The organism is Streptococcus penaeicida, from assembly GCF_002887775.1.
Taxonomy (GTDB): Bacteria; Bacillota; Bacilli; order Lactobacillales; family Streptococcaceae; genus Streptococcus; species Streptococcus penaeicida.
The window spans coordinates 11723-36267 of the sequence record NZ_LOCM01000023.1 but is presented as its reverse complement, the minus strand read 5'-3'; the positions used below and the strand labels follow the sequence as shown (position 1 = coordinate 36267).

The following is a 24545-nucleotide window of genomic DNA, read 5'->3' as shown; positions in this document are numbered from 1 at the left end:
ACATTTTATTAATCTACAGACATCATCTAAATTGAAAATACAAACTTCTTGATTACATATTATTTCTAGCCATTTAATCTTTGGCAAGTGGAGCTGATTCTGCCAGCAAAGCTTAAGGAAAGCTTAACTGACAGATTTGGAAATAACCTTTTCTGGTAATAGCCCTTTTTTTCTGCTATGCTATTACTTAGAAAAAAGAAAAACTAAAGGAATATTATGTTTACTGATTTTATTAATATGATTTTGACCAATTATGGTCTTTATGCATTTGCAATTATCTTTGTCATTATTTTTGTGGAAACTGGCTTGGTCTTTTTTCCCTTCCTACCTGGGGATTCGCTTTTGTTTATGACCGGTGCCTCTATTGCCAAAAGTGCCTACAATCCCATTATTTTTATTTTTATCCTAGCAATAGCAGCTATTATTGGGGATTATGTTAACTACTCTTTAGGGAAAAGATATGGGCTAGCTCTGAGAAGAGTACCTTTTTTCGGTAAATTTATTAAAGATAGTCATATTGCTGAAACGGAACAATTTTTTGTAAAATATGGTAATATTGCAATCTCACTAGGCCGATTTGTTCCCATCGTGAGAACTTTTATTCCATTTATTTCTGGAATCGGACGAATGGATGCTAAGAAATTCTTGCATTATAATATCATCGGTGGACTTGCTTGGGTCATCGTTGGGATTTTAGCAGGATTTTTCTTTGGTAGTATCCCTTTTGTTCAAGCTCACTTTGAACTGATCATGTTGGGAATCATCTTTGTTTCGGCATTACCAATTATTTTCGTAGCAGTTAAACGACAATTAAAAAGCAAATAAAAGAGACCAGTAGGTCTCTTTTTGATCAATCAAAAGCCTAGGATAGCTTAATCCTAGGCTTTTTTTTATATAATCTTCTTATTTATGGGCAAGTCCTTTTTTGAGTCCTTTAAAGAAACCGATATCGTCTGTTTGGAGAATTAATCCAGAGTATGATTTTCCGATAAAGTTGGTTAATAAGAAAGCACTAAGAGCTAAAATAGCTAAGGAAATCAGACTTTGAGTTAGATCAGCATAGCCATTAATTAAACGAATGGGCATAAAGAAGGTTGAAATAAAGGGAATGTAGGAGCCAATTTTGAGGAGAAGCACATCACTGCCTTCTTGTCCAAAGAGGAAGGAGCCGACAAAACCGGCGATAACCAGGTACATGACTGGTTGAGCTGCTTGTTGGGCTTGTTCAGGTCTTACAACCAGTGAACCGCAAAGGGCTGCTAAGATAACATAAATGAGGATACCAAGAACACCAAAGGCTAGAATGGACCAGTCTAAATGCTTAAAGACGCTTTCAATTAAGGGTTTACTTCCAGCAATCATGGCTTTCATATTGTCCATCTTATTAGCCAAATGATGGGTCACTAAACCACCAATCACATAAATAGAGACATGGGTTAGAATAACGGCAAAGATACCTAGGATACGACCGTAGAAATAATTTTCAGCGGAAACACTGGAAAAGATAACTTCCATGATTTTAGTCCCTTTTTCACTGGCAATTTCTTGTGCAGTTTGAGAGGCATAAATCAGAATAATAAAATACATAATAAAGATGACGCCGAAGAAAGAGATATACTTACTGATAGCATTGTATTGGTTCTTTTTCTCGGTCTCAACTTTTAGTTGTGGCTCTTGACTTAAGGTTTTTAATTGATCAGATGAAATCTGTGCTTGTTGAATATTGATTTGATTTTGGAGCAGTCCTAAACTCTGTTCTAACATAACTTTTTGACTAGATCCTAAGCTGTCATTACTTTTATAGCGGCCTTGAATTTGAGCATCTTTTGCTTCAACAATCAAATAGGCTGAAATCTTTTCATTTTTAAGAGCTTTGGCTGCAGTTGTTTCACTCTTATATGAAAAGGTTTTATCTTCAATGTTTTGAAAGGCTTTCTCCATTGCTTTATCTGGAACAACAATAGCTATTTTATCATTTTTTGAAGCTGAATTGCCACTGATATAACCGACTCCCATTGAAAAGGCGATAAAGATAAAGGGTGAGATGACCATGAGTAAGAAAGACCAAGATTTAACTTGTCTTAAAAAGGTTTCTTTACAAACGATTAGTATTTCTTTCATGAGAGAGCTCCTGACTTCAGTTTAAAGATATCATCAATAGATGGGGCTTGTTGGTCAAAAGTTGATAGATAATGGCCAGCAGAGACACGATTAAAGATTTCTTTACCGATTTCTTCATTGGCCAAAATGAGACGCCATTGTCCTTGATTTGTTTTTTTGATTTCTAGGATCTCAGGAATATCTTTTAAACTATCAATAGCAACTTCAGGTGATAAATAGAGTCTGGTTTTGCCAAAACTATTGCGAATGTCGGAAATGCTACCATTAAGGGCAATTTGGCCATCTTGAATCATAATCAGTTGGTCACACAATTCTTCAACATTGGTCATGACATGGTCAGAGAAAATGATGGTTGCCCCACGTTCTTTTTCTTCAAAGATAACATTTTTAAGAATAGCTGTATTAACAGGGTCTAATCCAGAAAAGGGCTCATCGAGAATAATTAAATCAGGTTTATGGATAAGGGTAATAATCAATTGAATTTTTTGTTGATTGCCTTTTGATAAACTTTTGATTTTATCACTTGGCTTGCCTTTCACTTCTAACCGTTCCATCCAAAGTGGAAGTTCTTTTTTGATTTGGGCGTCAGTCATTCCCTTTAAACGAGCTAAGTAAGAAACTTGTTGAAAGACACTCAGTTTAGGCATTAAACTGCGTTCCTCAGGTAAGTAGCCAATTTTAGGATAGGTCTTTTTGGTTATTTTTTCCCCATCGAGGCTAATGTGTCCTTGATAAGTGACAAAGTGCAGTAAGGAATGGAAAAAAGTTGTTTTCCCGGCCCCATTTTTCCCAACAAAGCCACAAATACTTCCTGATTGAATGTCAAAGGACAAATCTTTCAAAACGGGAGTATTACCATAGGATTTGGTCAAATGTTCTACAGTCAGCATAGTCAATCTCCATCTTTCTCATTTTAGTAAAGGTTGCTTTACAAAAATAGTATAAGCAACTTTACATTTTTTGTCAAATGATTTTGTCATTTTTAGCAAAAATTTGACCAAGAGTCTTTATTTTCATACAATATTATTAAAAATGAAAGAAGGATTAATATTATGTCTGCTTTTGAAGAATTAGCCAAAGCATTAGCTAAAAAGAACATTTCTTATGATATGGTTGAACATCCTGCAGCTTTCACTACAGAAGAAGCTGATGCTTACATTGAGGGTCATGAAGGTGTCCGAACAAAATCCATGTTTCTGACCAATAAGAAAAAAACAGCTTACTATCTTGTAATCATGGATGATAGCAAACCATTGGATATGGATTCTTTCAAAGACTTAGTCCATGCCAATCGGATTAGAATGGCTTCTCCTCAGAGTCTAGAGGAGAAAATGGGCTTAAGCCCTGGGGTTGTTTCCCCCTTTGGCCTAATTAATAACAGTGAAAAAGACATTCACGTTTATTTTGATACTGAAATTTTGGATCAGCCCATTCAAACCTTCCATCCTAACGACAATACAAAGACCATCTTTGTCAAAACCGAAGATGTTCTGCGCTTTATTGAAGACTTGGGATTTGAAGTACACAAGGTTAACCTATAAAAGGAGATTTATTGACACCTACAACCAATATTTTTGTTTTCGATTTAGATGGCACTATTGTGTTTAATTGCCGAGCAATTGAGCCAAAGATAAAAGAAAAATTATTAGCATTACAGAAAAAGTCCACTTTGATCTTTGCTTCCGCTCGTCCCATTCGCGATATGTTGCCCCTTTTGGAAGATTTCCCAAATTGTGATCTTATCGGGGCTAATGGAGCTATGTACCGGCAGAATCAACAGATTCATCTGACAAAATATCTTAATACTAATACTATTAAGACCTGTTTCCAATTGATTGAGACCGAAAACTTGGATTATATTGTGGATTATGACTGGGACTATAGTGCAAAAATTACGAATCCCCAGCATCATATTTTAGGAAAATTAGATCCAGGACATTTAGCTCAACAAGTTGCACTAACAGAAGAAAATGTGAGCAAAATAATTCTCTTCAATGTTGAAGCAGAAGAAGCTCAGCTCCTGGAATCAATGCCAGATTCAACGGTTCTCTATCACCAAGCAGAAAAAGAGCTGGTTATCACCGCAAAAGACATCAATAAATATTCGGCCTTGCAAGCTTTGATTGGCCAAGAGGATTACTACGCTTTTGGCAATGATCATAATGACATCATGATGCTTAATCATGCTAAGCAGGCCATTGTCATAGGAAATTTGATAGCATCGGAAAAATACCAATCGATAGCAGTTGAAGACGTGGTAGATGATTTAGATAAATGGGTAACGAAATGAAAGAGACTATTAAAATATTGTAATCACCTAATCCACTACAGAAACTAAAGGAACAAAAAAACCAAGAGAACATTTTCTTGGTTTTTTGACTGTTTTATACTTTATTAACAAGTTAATGCCTATTCATTTTTTGTTTCCTGAAAGAATTTTCAGCAATGTCGGTAACTTTCAAATTTATTTAATTTTTTAACCATAGTATAAGCGGGGTAGCGTACACCTTGAATCAGCTGTCTTAACTCAAATCCTGCCTTCAGATACATATCCCGAGCAATCGGATTAGGTTGATCAACTAGCAAGGTGATGTATTCAATATGAGGAAAGTGTTTCTCAACAAATTCAGGCATCTTTAATAAAATCTCGCCGGCATATCCCTGCCGTAAATGACGCTGATCAATGGAAAAAGAGCGAACATAAATACTATTATCTAAGTTAAAGCAATCCTCAAATTCACTATGCTCATGAAGGACAAAAAAGCCAAGGCATTCCCCAGAATCCGCCAAAGCAAGAACTGGCATTCGATTGGAATCATTGTTAGCTGTCTCCACGTTTTCTTGGGGTCTTTTGACAAATCGCAGTTGCTCTTTAGATAGCTGATAGCCATCAATCAGAGTTTGACAATCAATTGAATATTTTTCTAGATGCATCTTTACCTCAAATCTTGGATAGTCATTAGGTTTAGTGTGAAAGAATTAGTTGTCCATTGATCTTAAGAAGACTTCTTAGACAACAATTTCTCAAACCGTTCCTTATTCTTTAAAGACATTTCTATTGGGAAATGAATTTTTTCTGTGCCGGCTTCAATCGCTGTTTCATAGTACCAACATTTATGGTTCACCATTTCCATGGCGCTTTGTAGCTTTTGCATTTCTTCTTCTAAAAGAGCTTTTTGAGTTAAAAACATTTGATAACGATCATTTAGGCTTTGGTCACCCAATTCGGTTAGTTTGGCGTAACTTTTGATATCCTTGATAGACATCCCAGTCGCTTTTAAGCATTCAATGACACCAAGCATTTCAATTTCTTGACTGGAGAAGAGTCTGTAGCCGGACGCTTTCCGTTCAAGAGAAGGAAGGAGACCTTCCTTGTCGTAGTAGCGAAGTGTAGAAGTTGGAATATCAAGGGCTTTAGAGACTTGAGCAATGGTAAATTTCATATAGTACCTCTGTTTAATCAGTTATTGTCGGTTTTAGATTGACTTTAAAGTTAACTTTAATGTTAGTATACTAATAGGCAAGTAAAACTGCAAGAAAAACTATCATCTTTCATTAAAATTAGTTTACATAGGAGTATATCATGCAAGCATTAAACACTTTATTTCCCGTATTTTTTATGTTAGGACTAGGCTTCCTGACAAAAGTAAAAGGATGGTTAACTAATGAACAAAAAGCAGGTGCCAATACATTAGTATTTTCTATTTTATTTCCAATACTTGTTTTTAGTCTTTTAGCGAGTGCGCAGTTGCAACTTGAAACGATTGGTATTATTTTATATGTGACTGTGGCCTTTGCCTTAGCCATTTTCCTGGGACAAAAGCTACATATGTTCACAGGTAAGGATAAAAGTCATTTTTCTCATTTTCTACTGACTTCAGTTGAAGGTGGTGCTGTCGCCTTGCCACTTTATTTATCAATTGTGGGTAAGTCAAGTAATACAGTTATTTATGACCTAGCAGGTGCCATCATTGCTTTCTTAGTCGTTCCCATTTTAGTTGCTAAGAAAACTAATAATGGTCAATCCAAATCACAACTAGTAAAAGATATTTTGGGTCATCCTTTTGTCATTGCTATTATTTTGGGTTTAGTTGTTAATCTAACTGGAATCTATAGTTGGATAATGCAATCAACCTTTGCTGATTTATATCAAGCAACTCTAGCAACCGTTACGGGACCAATTTTAGGAATTATCCTCTTTGTCTTAGGATTTGATTTTTCAATAAATTTTAAAACTTTAGGTTCAATGATGAGCTTAATAGTTGTCAGAATTCTTTTTTACCTATTCGTCATTACAGGGTTCTTCCTTCTTTTTCCTCAATTAATGGCTGAAAAAAGCTACATGATCGGTGTACTCATTTACTTTATGAGTCCAACTGGATTTGCCATGCCACTATTGATTGAAAACCTATACAAGACAGATGATGACCGTCATTATGCTGCCACCTATATTTCCTTATTTATGTTGGTAACTCTTTTTGTTTATACGATAGTAGTCATTTTTATAGCATAATAAGTTTTTTTGGAAAGTATCACCATTTTAGGTGCTACTTTTTTTGTAACTTTAGATGATACAGACTGTAGCTCCTCATACTAAAGCTTTTGCAACAATTTGTAGCAAAAAAAGTATCACCTTTTGATTGTAAATAAAGTGGGATTTGAGATAATAGAATGGTTGTTTGACGTGACGAATTGTTACTAATGATGGTGCTACAAAGCATTTCTAGGAAGTCAATAATATTTTCTATAAGATAAGAGTAAGGAGCAGTAGAATGAACATTGGTGAGTTATTAAAAGCCTATCGGAAAAATAGTGGTTTCACACAAGAGGAGGTGGCAAATAAGATCCAAGTATCTCGGGCAACGGTTTCTAGTTGGGAGACTGGAAGAACCTTTCCTGATATTGAAAAAATAATTAACCTTTCGGATCTCTGCCATGTTTCCTTAGATCAATTATTAAGAGAGGAACCTCGAATTATGGAAAATATCAAAACCGAACGTAAACGTCTCAAACACTATCTTCTGATTAAGAAAATAGCGATGGGTCTTGTTGCGATCTTATGCGTATATCATCTTTTTTGGTTAGTAACCATACATCCTAAAAATCAAAAGTTGTCTAACTGGCAGGTAACAGAATCGGGTTATGTTATGACAAAAAATGATTACACCTTTTCAGCACAAAAAATCGATTATCTTAGAGCATTAACACAAAGAAATATTGTTATATCTACACAAAACCAGGCTCCATTTAAAATGATTTTGAAGGGAGATAGTCTTTATGTTCTAGTCTTTAAAACTAATGCTAAAGAAAAAGGTGGTAGTAGCATAAATCCACCTAAAGATTTTCACTTTATGGCGAAAATGAAAAAAGATTCTATTAACGATTTAGAATTTGAACATTATGAGGGAAGTATCAGTGCGAAAAAAGCCAAGGCTTTTATTAAATCCAATCAAAGTTCCTTTAATCAAGAGTACCATACCCTAGATAGTGTTTGGCAAACCGTAAATAAATAAAGTCTTTCAAATATAAGGGGGCTATCAACAGGTTATTTAACTATTTATCAAAACACAAAAAGCAACCCATTTTCAGGGTTGCTTTTACTTTGCCACCACCGAGAATCGAACTCGGAACGAAGCATTACCATTGCTTTATTATACCATTTAACTATAGCGGCTACTCTATCTATATTACTATAAATTGAACTTGGGTGCAAGACTATTTTTTCAAAAAGTCATCCACAAAAATGCTTTTTTTTGAAATTCAATTTCACACTTTTGAGGAAAATGCTGGATTTGTGAAATTTGGTTACAAATTGAGGGAAATCAAATTGTTTAGGCATTTTAATTATGGTAAAGTAAAAGAAAAAAGCCATCCTCCTTCAAAAAAGGATGGTCAATCAGGAGGAAAACATATGACATCTGGACATAAAGCCTGGAAGGTCTTAGTAACATTATGTGGTTTATCAGCCGCGACAATTGGTGTTTCCATTAACACTTCTGGTGTTTTTTATGGAGTTGTGTCGGAAGCATTAGGCATTTATCGTGGTTCATTTGCCTTTCATATGACCATCTTTTCAATCGTCACAGCCATTGCGGGACTCTTTGTCATCAAACTTTTGGAAAAGGTTCCCTTCAAGTTGTTGATGTGGGTCTCAATTGCTGTAGGTTTTGCCTCAACAGCTTTGATGGGCATGGCCACGCAATTATGGCAATTTTATTTGCTCAGCTTCCTACGTGGCTTTAGCACGGGGATGTTTTCTATCATGACTTTGACTTATATCATTAACTACTGGTTTAATGAGAAAAATGGTCTAGCGACCAGTATCACCTTAAGCTTCAGTGGTATCATTGGCGCACTAATATCGCCTGTCCTGGCAAAAGTGATACAAAGTCAAGGTTGGCAATTTGCCTTCTTGGTTCAAGCTTTAATTTTCTTGGCCTTTTGTCTGCCTGCTCTGCTATTTCCTTTCAAACTAGACCCTAGACAAGAAGGGCTGACAGCTTATGGTTTTAAAGAAAAAGAAGAAGTGGTTGATGAGTTAACAGACCTTGAACCAACCAGTCACTTCGCTATCAACAGTACCTTAATTGCCATGATTATCTTCGGTGTTAGCTTAAGCTTTATTACCAGTATGGCTCAGCATTTCCCAGGTTTTGCAGAAACCCTCAACTTAGATGTCACTGTTGGAGCAAGTTTACTGTCAATGGCCATGCTTGGCAATATCCTTTCAAAATTGGCAGTTGGTTTCCTTTCTGATAAAATAGGAGCTATCAAGCCAACTTTGTCCTTATCTTTGCCCTAACCCTTGGTATTCTATTGCTGATCATCGGCAAAACACCAAGTCTCTTAATGCCAGGAGCATTCTTACTCGGTGCAAGTTTCGGTATTCTAGCCGTAGCCACTCCGCTAATCACGCGCCATATCTATGGTGTCAATGATTACGGTAAAGCTTACCCATTAATTGGTTTCGCCTCAAACCTTGGTGCAGCCATCGCCTTCTCAGCCATTGGTTTCATCTACGACTTCACCAAGTCTTATTATCCAAGTCTATTTCTATTCCTCGCCTTAATTGCCATTGGTAGCTTTGCAGTTATCTATGCCAACAAGAAAGGCAAAGCCTAAAAGGAGAATCCTATGTCAGTAACATTTAGCCCAGCAGGTCAAGCAATGCCTGAAAAAACCGTCAATCTCCCCCTTTCAGCCTTCGACAAAATTGAAGGTACAAAAGTCTATTGGTTAGGCAATGCCTCTATTATGATCAATAGTCGGGGAACCATCTTACTGATTGACCCAATCCTTGATAGTTTTGACATGCCTTTGTTAATTGACATGCCAATTGATTCCAAAACCATTCCCAAAGTCGACGGGCTCTTGATTTCGCACATCGACAATGATCATTTGAGTTTTGAGACTTTGGAAAATTGCAAAGCAGTTACAAAAACTTACCATGCCCCAACACACGTGGCAGGAGTCATGAGTGAGAAAGGCTTCGCGACAGAAGAACATGCTGTCGGCGCAACATTCATGGTCGATGATATTAAGATTACCACAACGCCAACACGTCATAACTGGCAAAATAGCATGTCTAAGTACAATTACCGTGAGTGGAAAGAAGAAGAGTATGTGGGCTTCTGGATTGAAACAGCAGACGGTACCATCTGGTTGCCATCTGATACAAAATTGATGCCAGAACACTTAGAAATGCCTCAGGCAGATATGATTCTCTTTGATTTCAGTGATAACGACTGGCATATCACTTATGATGGTGCCATCAAAGAAGCAAATACTTATCCAGATTCGGATTTAGTGACTATTCACTGGGGATCTATTGATGCACCAGATTGGAATACCTTTAATGGTAACCCAGAACAGTTGCGTCAAGATGTCGTTAACCCAGACCGTATTCATGCCTTGAATGTTGGTGAAGGCTTAGACTTAGTTAAAAAGTAAAACTTTTTAAATCTTAAAATGACATTCACTAAAAAATCCAAGCTCTTTAAAAAGAGTTTGGATTTTTTGTTAGTTGATTTGGTTTTATGATTAGACTTCATCAGCTCTTAAGTCATGAGGCATCCGCTTGAATTCTCGTCTTAAGAAATAAAAGGCTGAAACAAAGGCAATAAAGTCAGAAATTGGAGCAGCATACATGACCCCTTCAACTCCCATAAAATGCGGCAGAATGAAGAGTAATGGTAGAAGAACGATGACCTGTTTCATCAAGGATAGAAAGGCACCAATTCTGGCTTTACCAATGGCTTGGAAGAAGGTCGTTGATGCAATTTGGATACCATTGACAAAAACAAAGAAGAGGAAAACACGTAAATACATGATGCCAAACTGAAAATAAAGTTTGGATCCAGTTCCAAAGAGTTCTAAGAATGGTCGGGTGAAAACTTCAAAACTGAAGAAAGCAATAACAGAAATGATGGTTGCTGTTTTGAGAAGCAAGACAGTTGTTTCTTTAACGCGCTCAAGATTTTTAGCCCCGTAGTTGTATCCGATAATCGGCTGAGCCCCTTGGACCAGTCCGATAATGATGGCAATAAATAAGCTATTAATTTTCATGACAATACCAGCCACAGCGATTGCGATATCGCTACCATAAATGGACTCGGCACCAAAGCGACGCAACATGTTATTGCTGACAATTTGAATCAGTAACATAGAAGACTGGAAGATAAATGAAGAAGAACCCACAGAAACAATAGCCTTGAAGATGTCAGCCCTTATTTTAAAGTCATTGGCGACCAATTTAACAGATTTGAAATGACGGAAATAGAAGGCCATATAGAGGGCAGAGAGGATTTGACTGATTAAAGTTGCAAAGGCTGCCCCTTTGATTCCCCAATCAAAAACAAAGATAAAAATGGGTACCAAAATAGTATTGAGGACAGCCCCAAAGATAATGGCTAACATAGAATGGTTGGGACTGCCGTCAGCTCGGATCAGAGGGTTAAGACTAAAGGTGAAAAGCAAGAAGGGCATGCCAAAAGCGGTAATGGAAGTGTAGTCTTGGGCATAGGCCATAGTTGCATCTGTGGCCCCAAAAATGATCAGCAATGGTTTCAAAAAGATGATAATCAAAGCAGCAATAATAACACCTGAGAGGACAGAAAGAGATACGGCATTGCCGACAACTTTACTAGCTTTGTTCATTTGACCGCGACCTAAAGAGAGGTTGAAGTTAGCAGCTCCACCTAGACCGAAGGTTAAGCCAAAGGCTAAGCAAAGAATGGTTAAGGGAAAAGCCACACTGGTTGCCGCATTACCTAAATAGCCAACGCTGTGCCCAATAAAAATTTGGTCGACAATATTATAGAGGGAGTTGACTAAATTGCTGTGATAGCCGGCATAGCCATTTTAAAAAGGAGTTGGGGAATGGGTTTTAGTTGAAAATCGTTTGCTTGCATGGGTACCTCTCTATTCTATTCCTGATGATTTTCCTGTAATTTGTTTAATAAGTGGCGTAAGGTCTCTTTTTCCGAATCAGTCAGAGCAGCAGTGAAGCTTTCTTCAATCTGATCACTTGTTTCCAAAATAAAAAGACTAGCATTTTTAGCCTTGTCGGTTAAGATGATGACCTTTGAACGTTTATCCTCAGCGTGACTTTGTCGATAAATCCATTGATTCTTCTCAAGATTTTGAAGAATACCAGTGACAGTTGGGTTTGACATAGAAAAGTAATTTTCAATATCAATCTGTCGGACGCTGGCTTCAGGTCTTAAAGTAACGTATTTTAAGAGTTTAAATTGACTAGGTGTCAAGCCTTTTGGCGTTAAAACCTGACTAGCAGTCTTATCAAAAGCTTGACTGGTTTTTTTGATTAAGATTCCAATATGGTCTTTGTACATGATAATTGCATAGCTTCCTATCTAAATGATAGTCTTATTATAACATAGCTTCCTATCTTTTTTGATAGAAATCACTAAAAATGTGAAAAAATTTTATTTTTGTAAAGTGACCACACATATATTGATACAAGTGGGTTTCTTATAGATACAGAAAAAGACACAAGTATCCATGTAAGCCTTTCCAATGGCTAACAATAGCACACTCTGCCTACTTATGATATAATTTGTCTATCAATTGAGGAAGGAAGGTTTTATGTCTTTCGAAAAAGAATTTATAAAAGACTTTGAAGAATGGGTCCAAACGCAGATTCAAGTCAATCAAGTCGCAATGACGACAAGTCAACAAATTGCTCAGGAAGATGGAGACGAGCGTGCTAAAGATGCTTTCATTCGTTATGAAAGTAAATTAGACGCCTATCAATTTCTTTTAGGCAAATTTGACAATTATCACAATGGTAAATCCTTCCACGACATGCCGGATGATTTATTTGGAAAACGAAACTATTAAAATAGAAAGTAGGAAAGAATTATGGCTAAAGTAAAAAATCGTAAAAAAGAATTGAAACAAGAATTAAAACGTCAAGGTATTATTGGTCAAGAACATCCAAAAGTAATTTCCCTTGATGCAAATACCGATATTACAGCAATCCCTACTGATGCTGAAACAGTAACCATTACTGAGAAACCAAGTTTAACAGAATTTGCTGAAACACCAGAATTAGAAGGTGTTCGCTCAGACGCTGTCGAAAACATTTACGACAAGGGTGTCACATCTACTGACGAGTTAAAAGACATGTCAGAAGATGACTTGCTTGATGTCAAAGGTGTAGGTCCAGCAACAGTTGAAACCTTAAGTGAAAATGTTGGTATTGATGGCAAGTTGAGCCTTGAAGACTTCTCAAACCTTAAAGAGGTGAAAGAAATCCGTTCAGACTTGGTCGAAATGCTCTACCATGAAGGTATCAAATCGAAAGCTGATTTCAAACAATGGACAGAACAAGAAGTTCTTGATATCAACGGAATTGGTCAAGGAACCATTGATAAATTAGTTGAAAATGGCGTTAAATTTAAAAAATAAGCTATCCATGATTGCCTAAAAGCTGCTAATCTGATAGAATAACAGTAATCAGAGTCCTAATGAGTTTGTCTGTTACAGGAAGCGGCAGTATTGAGAAACCCGCACAGATGTCAGAAGGTGTTGCTGAGGCTAACATCATCAATAACAAAGTTGCACATATCAAGGATATGTGAATCTGGGTGGTACCGCGGATAAGCATATTCGTCCCTGTCTAGCTCTTGCTAGATGGGGATTTTTTGTATTTGAAAGAGGAGGGAAAGAGATGATTGAACGTCGCTATACCAGTTTTAAGGATCCTGCTTTGTTTGAAGAAGCTATCGCCTTAACCATGGAAATCAACAGCCACTATCATACACCAGAAGAAATCAGAAACCTGATGTCACAAGTGACAGGGCAAAAAGTGCCGGACAGTCTCCGAGTCTTTCCCCCTTTCTATACTGATTTTGGCAAAAACACGACCTTTGAAGAGAATGTTTTTCTGAATTCGGGCTGTCATTTCCAGGATCAAGGTGGGATACATATTGGTGAAGGTAGTCTAATTGGCCACAATGTGGTACTGGCAACCGTTAATCACGCCATAGAACCAAGCCAGAAACGCAAGAATTCATACGACTCCATCGTCATCGGCAAACATGTCTGGATTGGCTCCAACGCCACCATCCTCCCTGGAGTAACCATCGGCGATTGGGCAGTCATCGCGGCCTCAGCCGTCGTCACCAAAGATGTCCCAGCTTATACCGTCGTCGGTGGCGTCCCAGCCAAAGTCCTTAAAAAAGTAGACCCAGAAAGTTGAGGTGGAGGATGATCAAAATAAAAGGTGACATTGAAAATAATCAACTCCCAGATATCGAGACGGAGAGGTTAATTCTTCGGGGTCGTCGCTTGTCAGATGCTGAAGCTATCTTTGCTTTTGCAAAGTTGGCAGAGGTCTCATATCCCGCTGGTTTTCCACCCGTTGCGACTATTGAAGACGAAATTCACTATCTGGACACCATTTACCCAGAAAATCTCAAAAAAGAAAAACTCCCATCCGGTTACGGCATCACGCTCAAGGATCAAGATAAGGTCATTGGCTCTGTTGATTTTAATCACCGCCATGAGGACGATGTCTTTGAAATAGGCTATCTCTTGCACCCAGATTATTGGGGACAAGGAATCGTACCTGAAGCGGCTCAAGCTCTTTTAGAATATGGTTTCACCAAACTTAACTTGCACAAAATTGAATTAGGCTGTTACAGTTACAACAAGCAAAGTCAGGCGGTCGCTGATAAACTTGGCTTCACTCTAGAAGCAAGAGTGCGTGATAGAAAAGATGCCCAAGACAAACGTTGTGATGATTTACGCTACGGATTACTCAAGACAGAATGGGAGAAAAAGCATGAAAACATTTGATACCAAAGAATTAACTTGGACACGCCAGCCCAAATCATACACCATTTCTGATCAGGAAATTGTCATTGAAACCTTACCACACACCGATTTGTGGCAGCGGACTTATTACCATTTTCAAAATGATAATGCACCCGTTTTGCAGATGACCATTGAAGAAGATTATTTCTCCTTTGTGGTCAAAACTAGTTTTGACAGCAAACACCGCTTCGATCAATGTGGACTAGTCCTGTATCTGGATTCCGAAAATTGGATAAAAGCCTCTATCGAGTATGAAAATGAAGACTTCCAACATTTAGGATCAGTCGTCACCAATCAGGGTTACTCAGATTGGGCAACTACCGAAATCGATGCCTCAATCAAAGAAATGTGGTACCGCCTCAGCCGCAGAGAAAATGATTTCCGCCTGGAGTGTTCACAAGATGGTCAGACCTTCAAACAAATGCGGATTTGCCACATGGCCAAAGCCACAGGTCCCATCCAATGCGGTATCTATGCCTGCAGCCCTGAGGATTCTTCCTTCACCGCTCGCTTCACTGAGCTAGAAGTGATGGAATGCCAATGGCCATCTCACGACGGACAGGCACCGGATGAGGCAGTTGAATGAATTTAGTCATTATTGGAGCGCAAGCTTCTGGCAAAATGACCATCGGCCAAGAAGTCGCTAAACTGACCGGGATGACCCTGTTTCATAATCATGAAACCATTGACTTCGTCCTCAAGTTTATGCCCTGGTCCCAAGATGCTACAGATTTGATTTCTAAAATCCGTTTTGACTTTTTTGAGACTTTTGCAAAAATAGGACAGCCAATGATTTTTACCATCGTCATCGATTTCAGCAATCCAAATGAAGTAGCCTTCTTAGATGCTCTTCAAGGAACTTTTGAAGCAGAAAAACAGAAGGTCCTCTTTGTAGAATTAGAAACCTCTCTAGAAGAACGCCTTGTCCGCAATAAAACGGAAAACCGACTCAAACACAAACCCTTTAAAAGAGATATTGCCTGGTCGGAAAAGGATATCTTAACGACAATGGATTATGTCACTTTTAATAGTGAAGTTGCACCAGAAAATCTTACCCATTACTACAAAATCAATAATACTCACAAAAGTGCCCAAGAAGTGGCATTGGAAATAGTGGAAGAGATGAAGAAAATAGAAAATTAGAGAAAAGCATTCTTATTTTCTAAATTGCTAATCAAAATTAGTACCTAGAACTAAAAAAGGTTAATTTAGCAAAAATGTCATGTTTATTATGATATTTTCTAAAAATTAACTTCACAGCGCAGCTAGCATCGATACTTTCCGCACCACTTCAGGAAAGTATCAAAATCAAAAATATACAAATTAAAGTTTTAATTTTTAAGAATTATGAAAGGACAATTATGTCAAAAGAACTATCACCAAAATACAACCCAACCGAAGTTGAAGCAGGTCGCTACGACAAATGGTTAGAAGAAGATGTTTTCAAGCCATCAGGCGATAAAACAGCTAAACCTTATTCCATCGTAATCCCACCACCAAACGTTACTGGTAAACTCCACCTTGGTCATGCTTGGGACACAACCCTTCAAGATATTATTATCCGCCAAAAACGGATGCAAGGCTTTGATACCCTTTGGTTGCCTGGTATGGACCATGCGGGAATTGCGACGCAAGCAAAAGTTGAAGAGCGTCTGCGTGAACAAGGCATCACCCGTTATGATCTTGGTCGCGAAAAATTCCTAGACAAGGTTTGGGAATGGAAAGACGAATATGCAGCGACTATTAAAGAGCAATGGGGCAAGATGGGGATTTCCGTGGATTATTCACGTGAACGTTTCACCCTAGACGACGGCCTCTCTAAAGCGGTACGCAAGGTTTTCGTTGACTTATACAAAAAAGGCTGGATTTACCGTGGTGAGTTTATTATCAACTGGGATCCTGCTGCCCGCACAGCTTTGTCCGACATCGAAGTAATCCATAAAGACGTCGAAGGTGCCTTTTACCATATGACTTATATGTTGGAAGATGGCTCGCGCGGCTTACAAGTGGCAACCACTCGACCAGAAACCATGTTTGGAGACGTGGCTGTTGCCGTTAACCCGGAAGATCCTCGTTATAAAGATTTGATCGGTAAAAATGTTGTTTTACCAATCGTGAATAAACTCATTCCAATCGTCGGTGACGAACATGCTGACCCTGAATTTGGAACAGGTGTTGTTAAAATCACGCCTGCCCATGACCCGAACGACTTCTTAGTTGGTCAACGCCATAACTTACCACAAGTCAATGTTATGAATGATGATGGCACAATGAACGAGTTAGCTGGCGAATTTGCTGGCATGGACCGTTTTGAAGCCCGTAAAGCAACCGTTGCTAAATTAGAAGAACTCGGTGCCCTTGTAAACATCGAAAAACGTGTTCACTCAGTAGGTCACTCAGAACGCTCTGGCGCAGTGGTTGAGCCTCGTTTATCAACCCAATGGTTTGTTAAAATGGATGAACTTGCTAAACAAGCCATGGATAACCAAGACACTGAAAACCGCGTTGATTTCTACCCACCACGCTTCAATGATACTTTCATGAGCTGGATGGAAAATGTCCATGACTGGGTTATTTCACGCCAATTATGGTGGGGACACCAAATCCCAGCATGGTACAATGCGGAGGGTGACATTTATGTTGGCGAAGAAGCCCCAGCTGGCGACGGTTGGAAACAAGACGAAGATGTTCTTGACACTTGGTTCTCATCTGCCCTATGGCCATTTTCAACTATGGGTTGGCCTGATACAGATGCTGAAGACTTCAAACGTTACTTCCCAACATCTACATTGGTAACAGGTTACGATATCATCTTCTTCTGGGTTTCACGGATGATTTTCCAATCCCTTGAATTCACAAATGAACGCCCATTCCAAAACGTTCTCATTCATGGTCTCATCCGTGACGAAGAAGGTCGCAAAATGTCTAAATCATTGGGCAACGGCATTGACCCAATGGACGTGGTTGAAAAATATGGTGCAGATGCTCTCCGTTGGTTCCTTTCAAACGGCTCTGCCCCAGGACAAGACGTTCGTTTCTCTTACGAAAAAATGGACGCTTCATGGAACTTCATTAACAAGATATGGAACATTTCCCGTTACATCCTCATGAACAATGAAGGTTTGACACTAGCAGAAGCAGAAAGCAATGTGGCTAAAGTCGCTAGCTCAGAAGCTGGAAATGTGACCGATAGATGGATTCTTCACAACCTCAATGAGACTATCGTCAAAGTTACCGAAAACTTTGACAAGTTCGAGTTCGGTGTTGCCGGCCACATCTTGTACAACTTCATTTGGGAAGAGTTCGCCAACTGGTATGTTGAGCTAACTAAGGAAGTGCTTTATTCCGACAATGAAGACGAAAAAGTCATGACCCGCTCAGTCCTTCTTTACACCTTGGACAAAATCTTGCGCCTCCTTCATCCAATCATGCCTTTCGTAACCGAAGAAATCTACGCTCAATATGCCCAAGGCTCAATTGTTACAGCAGCTTACCCAGTCGCTAATGATTCTTTTGAGAATGAGGTGGCCCACCGCGGGGTTGAGAGCTTGAAAGACCTGATCCGTGCTGTCCGCAATGCGCGTGCAGAGGTGAACGTTGCACCAAGCAAGGCCATCACCATCTTGATTAAAACGTCAGACAAAGAGCTAGAGGACTTTTTCAAAGCCAACGAAAACTACATCCGACGTTTTACAAACCCTGAAAAATTAGACATCTCAGCTGACCTCCAAGCCCCAGACAAGGCCATGACCAGCATCATCACCGGCGCAGAAATCTACCTGCCACTAGCAGACCTCCTCAACGTGGACGAAGAGTTAGCTCGCCTGGACAAAGAATTTGCCAAATGGCAAAAAGAACTAGACATGGTTGGCAAAAAACTTGGCAACGAACGCTTCATCGCCAACGCCAAACCAGAAGTCGTAGCTAAAGAGCGCGAAAAGGAAGCTGACTATCGAGCTAAATTTGATGCGACTCAAGAGCGTATCGAAGAGATGAAGAAACTTGTTAAATAGTTAAAACCATTCACTACTTCCTCAGAGCCCTGTCGCTAGACCATCAGTCTATGTGACAGGGCTCTTTGTCGTATTGAAATGATTTTAACTGATTTAACTTAATAATCTTATGAAAAAAATGAGCGATACTTGCCCTACCATTAGTACTGCTGCATCGGACTGCCTCGTCTCAACTGCTGATGGAATGTCAGTAATACAAATTAGAAGTACTAATGTTCTCAAATGGGTGATTATTGAGATAAAAAACAACTTTTAAAAAATGTAATTTTATAAAAACGCTTTCAAAAGGATGAAATAGTTGTATAATATAATTATTAGGAAAAAGGAGATTCTTATGAAAAGAAAAAATTTTATTGTCATTGGTGCCCTGGCCTTGTTTTCAGTAGCAACTTTATCTGATTTAGCGATAGTAGGTCAAAACCAAAACCAAATTGTTTACGCTGCTAAAAAGAAAAAAGTTAGTAAGAAGCAAAAAGTTAGAAATAATTTTGACAAAATTATTGTTGGAGATATGGCAAATATGGGTGAAGGTGGAAGCACAGTAGATGAGCTTAAGAAAATGTTTGGTGAACCAAATTCAACTAGTACTAGTCAAATTGACGGTGTAAATTCACAAGACCTTACTTGGAGTAAATCAGGTATTACAATTACAATTCAATTTATAGAAAATAAAGCAGTTGCTCGATCAATTACTGGTTTCCAATATCTTAGAAAAGATGTCATTGGACTTAAAGAATATAATGCATTAGCAGATGGTACAAGCTATGAACAAGTTGTTTCACAATTTAAACAGCCAGATAGTATTACTGAAACGATTATCATGGGTTCAAAATCAACAATGGCAACTTGGGTTACAGGTGTTAAAGGTGGATTTGGTTCTGATATGGTATTAACATTTACAGATAATGCACTCACAGGAAAAGCACAAGCTAATTTGAAAGATTAGTATTCAGTAATATTATTACTTTTTTTCGTATTAACAAAATTTCAAAATAACATTATACCGCCCCTAGGGGCGGTTTTTTTCTGTCTAAGAAAAAATTATTTGCACAATCATGCAAATAGTTAGTAAAAATCACAATTATTTGCACAATCATGCAAATAGTCTCGCAGTGTGATATAATGTTTTTGAGGTGAATCGAATGAAATATATTAAAAGACCAAGCTATCAAGCCTTTTTAAATAGGCATCGTGAGAAACAAGTAATTAAAGTGGTAAGTGGTGTTAGACGTGCAGGTAAATCGGTACTTTTCCAACTCTATAAAGACCAACTCTTAGCCTCTGGTGTAAAACCAGAACAGATTATTGCAATCAATTTTGAAGATTTAGCCTATTTTGATTTACGTGATTTTAAAGTACTCAATGATTATATTGTGGATCGATTATCTGAAGATGAAATGAATTATGTCTTTCTCGATGAAGTTCAACATGTCGACCAGTTTGAGTTGGTTGCTGATAGTCTTTTCATAAAAAATAATGTTGATCTTTATTTAACAGGTTCAAATGCCTATTTTATGTCCAGTCAATTAGCGACAAACTTGACGGGGCGTTATGTGCAGTTAGAAGTTTTGCCTTTATCATTTAGTGAGTTTGTTGCCGGAATGGGGCTTCAAGGAAGTCAATTGAGTAAAACAGAACTCTTTAATACATACTTATTTAGTGCTTTCCCTTACCTCTTACAGACTGAAACTTATCAGGAAAGAATTGACTATCTACAAGGGATTTATAATTCAATCCTCTTACATGATATTGTTCCAAGAATAGGCAGTCCAAGTCCGATGTTGATTGAAAAAATTGTCCGGACACTATTAAGCAGTATTGGTAGTCAAGTTTCAACCAATAAAATCAGAAACACCCTTATCAGTCAGCAAACACAAATTTCCCATCATGCATTGGATAACTATTTGGACACCTTAACAGACAGTTTGCTTTTTTATGCGGTACCACGCTTTGATGTTAAAGGTCGGTCATTATTACAAAGACTAGAAAAGTATTATCCCGTCGATTTAGGATTTAGAAATTTATTGTTACCTGATCACCAAGAAGATTTAGGTCATATGATTGAAACCATTGTTTTTCTAGAATTAAAGAGACGTTACCATAAAGTTTATGTGGGCAATATTGATAAATATGAAGTTGATTTCGTTGCTGTGACAGACCTTGGGGAATATGCCTATTATCAAGTCAGTCTTACAACCTTAGATTCAGCAACTTTGGAAAGAGAATTGAGACCATTACAAGCTATCAAAGATCAGTATCCCAAATACCTATTGACATTAGATCAGATTCAAAGCCAAGCCAATTATGAAGGAATTGAGAAAGTAAATCTTGTTGATTGGTTATTATGAGATATGAAATCTTAAATTCAATTAAGGTAGGTTATCCAAGCCGTATCGTCTGAAAGGGCGCCGCAGCCGGCTTGACAGCCAATATTTTGTTGCTGAAGGTGTAGGAAATTGGAGAAAAATTAAAAGCCACACACGTGGCTTTTTTGATGATTATTTGAAGTAGAAGAAGATGAACTTATTCGATAACTTTATTCTTTTTTGCAGAAAATTCTTTACTCTGCTTCTTTAAAAAATCAAGTAACTCAGGGCTAACCGACTCACCTTCAATAATAAAGGCTTGAATATCATTGATAAAGAGATAAATAGTAGTATCCGTAATGTTCATTCTAAAAACATCTGAATAGCGATAAGAAGCAGACCCTTTAGATTGAACTGTCTTAAAGTGATCTTGAAAAAAAGAATAGTGAATCTCTTCGTTTTGGATACTTTTCGTTTGAAGATAATATTTTTTTGCTCTCCAACTAACCATCCCCTTCATGATAAAAGGAAAAGTAATTGCAAAGAGAAGAAGAAATAGGAAAGAACCATAAGCTTTGGATAGAAATAGTAAGAGTATAACAGAACCCAAAAAGAGACAATACCAAAGACGATATTTTCTCACTTTCATCACAAAAAGAGTGCGGTTCATAGCTAAATAAGTCTCTAGAGTAATCTGAGCCCTAGCCTCAAACAAAGGAATTTGACTGTCCATACTGCCTCCAAATAAGATATTCTCAAGAGTATTTTAGCATAGTTTGGTGAAAGGATAAAATAATATTAGGAAGAATAAAAAATATGCACTTGATCATATGATCTTTTCGGGAGATAATAGAATTATTAAATATAGAGGTAATTTTATGATAAGGTCTGACTTTGAGAATCAGCTGAAAGAATCGTTACATTACGGTTTTATTAATCAATCAACCGTTGAAGTGGGAAATTATTCTCCTAAAATAGTTATTAATAACCCAGAAAATAATCAATTTGTATTATCAGATATTCATCAGGAATTAATTCAATCCACAGGGTTTTATTTTTCTGTCGCTTTCGTCACCCAATCTGGAATTGCCTTAATTAAGAGTCAATTGGCAGATTTAAAGGCAAAAAATGTATTTGGAAAAATTCTGATATCCCCTTATTTAGATTTTAATGATCCCTTGGCAATGAAGGAACTTCTAAAGTTAAAAAATGTTGAGGTTAGAGTATCTCCAAGTGAAATTCAATTGCATTCAAAATTTTATTTATTTGAACAAGGACAAAAACAAGTTCTTATTTCAGGAAGTTCCAATTTAACAGGAAATGCTTTAAAGAAAAATTATGAGTGGAATATCAAATTAACGTCTACTGACAACGGAAATATTATTTCAGAAACAAAACGTGAATTTGAAAGGGTTTGGCAAAAATCATCGATTTTAAATGAAGATTGGATAAGTAACTATTCATTACGAAGAAGTCCACTTGTTAAAGAAATTATTTTTGAAGAAGAAACACAAATTGAATTTTCTTCAAAAATTAAACCAAATGCAATGCAGGAAAATGCTTTGGCAGGATTAAATAATGTCAGAGAAAATGGAGCAAAAAAAGCTATCGTTGTGAGTGCTACTGGTACAGGGAAAACATTTCTTTCAGCCTTCGATGTCCAACAAGTTAACCCTGAAAGAGTTCTATTTATCGTTCACAGAGAGCAGATTCTAACAAAGTCTCTGGAGAGTTTTCAAAGAGTATTGGGATTTGATGGAAAAGATGCTTGTATTTTTAAATCAGGAATGGATATTTCTCAAAAGAAATATGTTTTTGCCACGATACAAACAATCTCAAAAGCTGAAAATCTAGCTAAGTTTGAAAAAGACTGGTTTGATTACATATTAATTGATGAAGTCCACAAAGCAGGAGCTAATACATACAAAATTGTCATGGATTATTTTACCCCACAATTTTTATTGGGGATGACTGCGACACCAGAAAGAACAGATGGTCAAAACATCTATGAACTCTTTGATTATAATTTAGCATATGAGATTAGGCTACAGGAAGCATTAGATAATGAACTTTTATGTCCTTTTCTTTATTTTGGTGTCACTGATCTCATTATTGATGGAAAGTTAATTGATGAGAATGCTACGTTTTCTAAATTAATTTCAAATGAACGCGTAAAACATATTCTAGATAAAATCGAATATTATGGTCATGATGGTCAAAAAGTTAGGGGCTTGATTTTCTGTTCGAGTAAAGATGAGGCGCGTGAATTATCTATTCAATTTAATCTTCAAGGTTTGAAAACAAAGGCACTAACTGGAGATGATAACCAAAAAGTTAGGGAAGAAGCGGTAAAAGCACTAGAATCAGGTCAGCTTGATTATTTACTTACAGTTGATATTTTTAACGAAGGAATTGACATTCCAAGTGTTAACCAGGTTGTTATGCTAAGAAATACCCAATCTAGTATCATTTTTATTCAGCAATTAGGAAGAGGACTTCGTAAACACTCTAGTAAAGAATTTGTTACTATTATTGATTTTATTGGTAACTATAAAAATAATTATTTGATTCCAATTGCATTGTATGGTGACCAGTCAATGAATAAAGACAATCTGAGACGTGATGTTCGTTCAGAAAGTTTGCTTTCAGGTTTGACAACTATTAATTTCGAAGAAATCGCTAAAAAACAAATTTTTGATTCAATCACAAATACTACTTTATCCAGTATGAAAATATTGAATGATAGTTTTGTTGAACTGAAAAATAAGTTAGGTAAGACTCCTTATTTAATTGATTTTCTAAAATATGGTAGCTTTGATCCATTGGTGTTTTTTGAAAATATCCAATTCAGATCTTATGTAGATGTGTTGAATAAGTTTGCAGATAAGAATATTGTGTTATCAACTTTAGAGAAATCAATGCTAGAATTTCTGACTTTTGAATGTCTCAACGGAAAGAGAAAACATGACTTACTTTTACTGAAATTATTACTTGAAAATAATGGCAAAATTACCAAGTCATTGTTCCTGAATTACCTAGTAACTGAAAAACTAGATATTTCAGAACCATTGATATCGTCTGTAGAAAGGATATTAAATTTGACCTTTCTGAAAGGTCAAGAATTGAAACGATTTGGAGATGTTTCTTTAGTTGATTTAATTGAAAATGAATATGTTCTAAACAAAGATATTATTAAATCATTTAATAGTAATAGTGATTTTAAAAAATTAGTAAGTGATATCGTCTTAAGTGGTCTTGAAAAATCAGTTCAATACCCTGAGATTTTGACAATTGGTCAAAAATATTCTCGAAGAGATGCTTTGAAACTATTAAATTTTGAAAAAGATAATACCCCTCAAAATATAGGTGGTTATGTAGTAGATAAAAAAGCAAAAGCTTGTCCAATCTTTATCACTTACCATAAATCAGATGAAATTTCTGAAACAACTAAATATGATGACGAATTTTTAAGTGAGTCAGTATTAAAATGGTTCTCGAAAAATAATAGGAGGCTGACTTCTCCTGATGTGAAGAGTATAATGAGTTCTTTATATAAAGAAATGCAACTACCTCTTTTTGTCAAAAAGGATGATGGAGAAGGAAGTGACTTTTACTATCTTGGAAACATGACTTATATTGAATCTTCAGCGGTTGAAGAAGTTATTTCAGAAAAACCAGTTGTAAGGATGCACTTTCAGCTTGAACATCCGATTGAACGGACTTTATATGATTACTTAACAAAATAAAAAAATAAAGATTCATTTGA

24 protein-coding genes, 1 tRNA gene and 1 pseudogene are annotated in these 24545 nt (G+C 37.0%); 18 read left to right on the top strand and 8 right to left on the bottom strand.

The window, feature by feature from the left end:
- Window positions 1-216: 216 nt before the first annotated feature.
- Entirely contained in the window at window positions 217-825 is a 609-nt protein-coding gene (locus tag AT575_RS05905; RefSeq protein WP_102777568.1) for a VTT domain-containing protein, read from the top strand.
- A gap of 78 nt (window positions 826-903) precedes the next feature.
- Here the strand turns inward: AT575_RS05905 and AT575_RS05900 are convergent, their stop codons facing one another.
- Together AT575_RS05900 and AT575_RS05895 are read right to left on the bottom strand one after the other, a co-directional pair.
- The gene (locus tag AT575_RS05900) at window positions 904-2121 is read right to left on the bottom strand and encodes an ABC transporter permease (RefSeq protein WP_102777567.1); all 1218 of its coding nucleotides are present in this window, start codon (window positions 2119-2121) and stop codon (window positions 904-906) included.
- Window positions 2118-3011 carry an ABC transporter ATP-binding protein gene (locus tag AT575_RS05895; RefSeq protein WP_102777566.1) on the bottom strand — a complete coding sequence of 298 codons (894 nt, stop codon included), beginning with the start codon at window positions 3009-3011 and terminating at the stop codon, window positions 2118-2120. The genes AT575_RS05900 and AT575_RS05895 overlap by 4 nt, the downstream gene beginning before the upstream one ends.
- Before the next feature lie 162 nt (window positions 3012-3173).
- Here AT575_RS05895 and AT575_RS05890 point away from each other — a divergent pair, with 162 nt between their 5' ends.
- Together AT575_RS05890 and AT575_RS05885 are read left to right on the top strand one after the other, a co-directional pair.
- Window positions 3174-3662 carry a prolyl-tRNA synthetase associated domain-containing protein gene (locus tag AT575_RS05890; RefSeq protein ID WP_102777565.1) on the top strand — a complete coding sequence of 163 codons (489 nt, stop codon included), beginning with the start codon at window positions 3174-3176 and terminating at the stop codon, window positions 3660-3662.
- 11 nt (window positions 3663-3673) lie between these two features.
- On the top strand, window positions 3674-4411 hold the full coding sequence (locus AT575_RS05885) for an HAD-IIB family hydrolase (protein ID WP_102777564.1): 738 nt from the start codon (window positions 3674-3676) through the stop codon (window positions 4409-4411).
- Between the two features lie 149 nt (window positions 4412-4560).
- On the opposite strand, the gene AT575_RS05880 is transcribed toward AT575_RS05885, so the two are convergent.
- Window positions 4561-5055 carry a GNAT family N-acetyltransferase gene (locus AT575_RS05880; protein ID WP_102777563.1) on the bottom strand — a complete coding sequence of 165 codons (495 nt, stop codon included), beginning with the start codon at window positions 5053-5055 and terminating at the stop codon, window positions 4561-4563.
- A 62-nt stretch (window positions 5056-5117) separates the two neighbouring features.
- Window positions 5118-5564 carry a MerR family transcriptional regulator gene (locus AT575_RS05875; protein ID WP_102777562.1) on the bottom strand — a complete coding sequence of 149 codons (447 nt, stop codon included), beginning with the start codon at window positions 5562-5564 and terminating at the stop codon, window positions 5118-5120.
- 140 nt (window positions 5565-5704) lie between these two features.
- On the opposite strand from AT575_RS05875, the gene AT575_RS05870 reads away from it, so the two are divergent.
- Both AT575_RS05870 and AT575_RS05865 read left to right on the top strand, forming a co-directional pair.
- On the top strand, window positions 5705-6634 hold the full coding sequence (locus AT575_RS05870; RefSeq protein ID WP_102777561.1) for an AEC family transporter: 930 nt from the start codon (window positions 5705-5707) through the stop codon (window positions 6632-6634).
- A 259-nt stretch (window positions 6635-6893) separates the two neighbouring features.
- A complete protein-coding gene (locus AT575_RS05865) occupies window positions 6894-7634 on the top strand; it encodes a helix-turn-helix domain-containing protein (RefSeq protein WP_102777560.1) in 741 nt (246 codons plus the stop codon).
- Window positions 7635-7724: 90 nt separating this feature from the next.
- Here AT575_RS05865 and AT575_RS05860 read toward each other — a convergent pair.
- Window positions 7725-7795 (bottom strand) — tRNA-Thr (locus AT575_RS05860).
- Between the two features lie 237 nt (window positions 7796-8032).
- Between AT575_RS05860 and AT575_RS05855 the strand changes: the two genes are divergently transcribed.
- Genes AT575_RS05855 through AT575_RS05850 form a run of 3 tightly spaced genes read left to right on the top strand, consistent with a single transcriptional unit; the run spans window position 8033 to window position 10071 of the window.
- The gene (locus AT575_RS05855) at window positions 8033-8923 is read left to right on the top strand and encodes an MFS transporter (protein WP_245871481.1); all 891 of its coding nucleotides are present in this window, start codon (window positions 8033-8035) and stop codon (window positions 8921-8923) included.
- A 14-nt stretch (window positions 8924-8937) separates the two neighbouring features.
- Entirely contained in the window at window positions 8938-9243 is a 306-nt protein-coding gene (locus AT575_RS10820; protein WP_245871480.1) for an MFS transporter, read from the top strand.
- A 12-nt stretch (window positions 9244-9255) separates the two neighbouring features.
- Window positions 9256-10071, top strand: a complete 816-nt coding sequence (locus AT575_RS05850; RefSeq protein WP_102777559.1) for an MBL fold metallo-hydrolase — start codon at window positions 9256-9258, stop codon at window positions 10069-10071.
- A gap of 90 nt (window positions 10072-10161) precedes the next feature.
- On the opposite strand, the pseudogene AT575_RS05845 reads toward AT575_RS05850, so the two are convergent.
- A pseudogene (locus AT575_RS05845) lies at window positions 10162-11531 on the bottom strand (MATE family efflux transporter).
- Between the two features lie 15 nt (window positions 11532-11546).
- Window positions 11547-11972, bottom strand: coding sequence for a MarR family winged helix-turn-helix transcriptional regulator (locus AT575_RS05840; protein WP_165778652.1), 426 nt, complete (start codon window positions 11970-11972; stop codon window positions 11547-11549).
- 253 nt (window positions 11973-12225) lie between these two features.
- Between AT575_RS05840 and AT575_RS05835 the strand changes: the two genes are divergently transcribed.
- The 9 genes from AT575_RS05835 to AT575_RS05795 all read left to right on the top strand — a co-directional run bounded on the left by AT575_RS05835 (window position 12226) and on the right by AT575_RS05795 (window position 20821).
- A complete protein-coding gene (locus AT575_RS05835) occupies window positions 12226-12480 on the top strand; it encodes a DUF1912 family protein (RefSeq protein ID WP_037593334.1) in 255 nt (84 codons plus the stop codon).
- A gap of 21 nt (window positions 12481-12501) precedes the next feature.
- Window positions 12502-13050, top strand: a complete 549-nt coding sequence (locus AT575_RS05830; RefSeq protein ID WP_102777557.1) for a helix-hairpin-helix domain-containing protein — start codon at window positions 12502-12504, stop codon at window positions 13048-13050.
- A 262-nt stretch (window positions 13051-13312) separates the two neighbouring features.
- Window positions 13313-13843, top strand: a complete 531-nt coding sequence (locus AT575_RS05825; RefSeq protein WP_102777556.1) for a DapH/DapD/GlmU-related protein — start codon at window positions 13313-13315, stop codon at window positions 13841-13843.
- A gap of 8 nt (window positions 13844-13851) precedes the next feature.
- Window positions 13852-14442 carry a GNAT family N-acetyltransferase gene (locus AT575_RS05820; protein ID WP_102777555.1) on the top strand — a complete coding sequence of 197 codons (591 nt, stop codon included), beginning with the start codon at window positions 13852-13854 and terminating at the stop codon, window positions 14440-14442.
- A complete protein-coding gene (locus tag AT575_RS05815) occupies window positions 14429-15046 on the top strand; it encodes a DUF1349 domain-containing protein (protein ID WP_102777554.1) in 618 nt (205 codons plus the stop codon). Before AT575_RS05820 ends, AT575_RS05815 begins: the two co-directional genes overlap by 14 nt.
- A complete protein-coding gene (locus AT575_RS05810) occupies window positions 15043-15603 on the top strand; it encodes an AAA family ATPase (RefSeq protein WP_102777553.1) in 561 nt (186 codons plus the stop codon). Before AT575_RS05815 ends, AT575_RS05810 begins: the two co-directional genes overlap by 4 nt.
- Window positions 15604-15821: 218 nt before the next feature.
- The gene (locus AT575_RS05805) at window positions 15822-18473 is read left to right on the top strand and encodes a valine--tRNA ligase (protein ID WP_102777552.1); all 2652 of its coding nucleotides are present in this window, start codon (window positions 15822-15824) and stop codon (window positions 18471-18473) included.
- Window positions 18474-18807: 334 nt separating this feature from the next.
- Window positions 18808-19419, top strand: coding sequence for a DUF3862 domain-containing protein (locus tag AT575_RS05800; RefSeq protein WP_071792642.1), 612 nt, complete (start codon window positions 18808-18810; stop codon window positions 19417-19419).
- A 196-nt stretch (window positions 19420-19615) separates the two neighbouring features.
- Entirely contained in the window at window positions 19616-20821 is a 1206-nt protein-coding gene (locus AT575_RS05795; RefSeq protein ID WP_102777551.1) for an ATP-binding protein, read from the top strand.
- Window positions 20822-20996: 175 nt separating this feature from the next.
- Here AT575_RS05795 and AT575_RS05790 read toward each other — a convergent pair whose 3' ends face one another.
- Window positions 20997-21512 carry a YcxB family protein gene (locus tag AT575_RS05790; RefSeq protein ID WP_102777550.1) on the bottom strand — a complete coding sequence of 172 codons (516 nt, stop codon included), beginning with the start codon at window positions 21510-21512 and terminating at the stop codon, window positions 20997-20999.
- A gap of 145 nt (window positions 21513-21657) precedes the next feature.
- Here AT575_RS05790 and AT575_RS05785 point away from each other — a divergent pair, with 145 nt between their 5' ends.
- A complete protein-coding gene (locus AT575_RS05785; protein WP_102777549.1) occupies window positions 21658-24525 on the top strand; it encodes a DUF3427 domain-containing protein in 2868 nt (955 codons plus the stop codon).
- Window positions 24526-24545 lie beyond the last annotated feature (20 nt).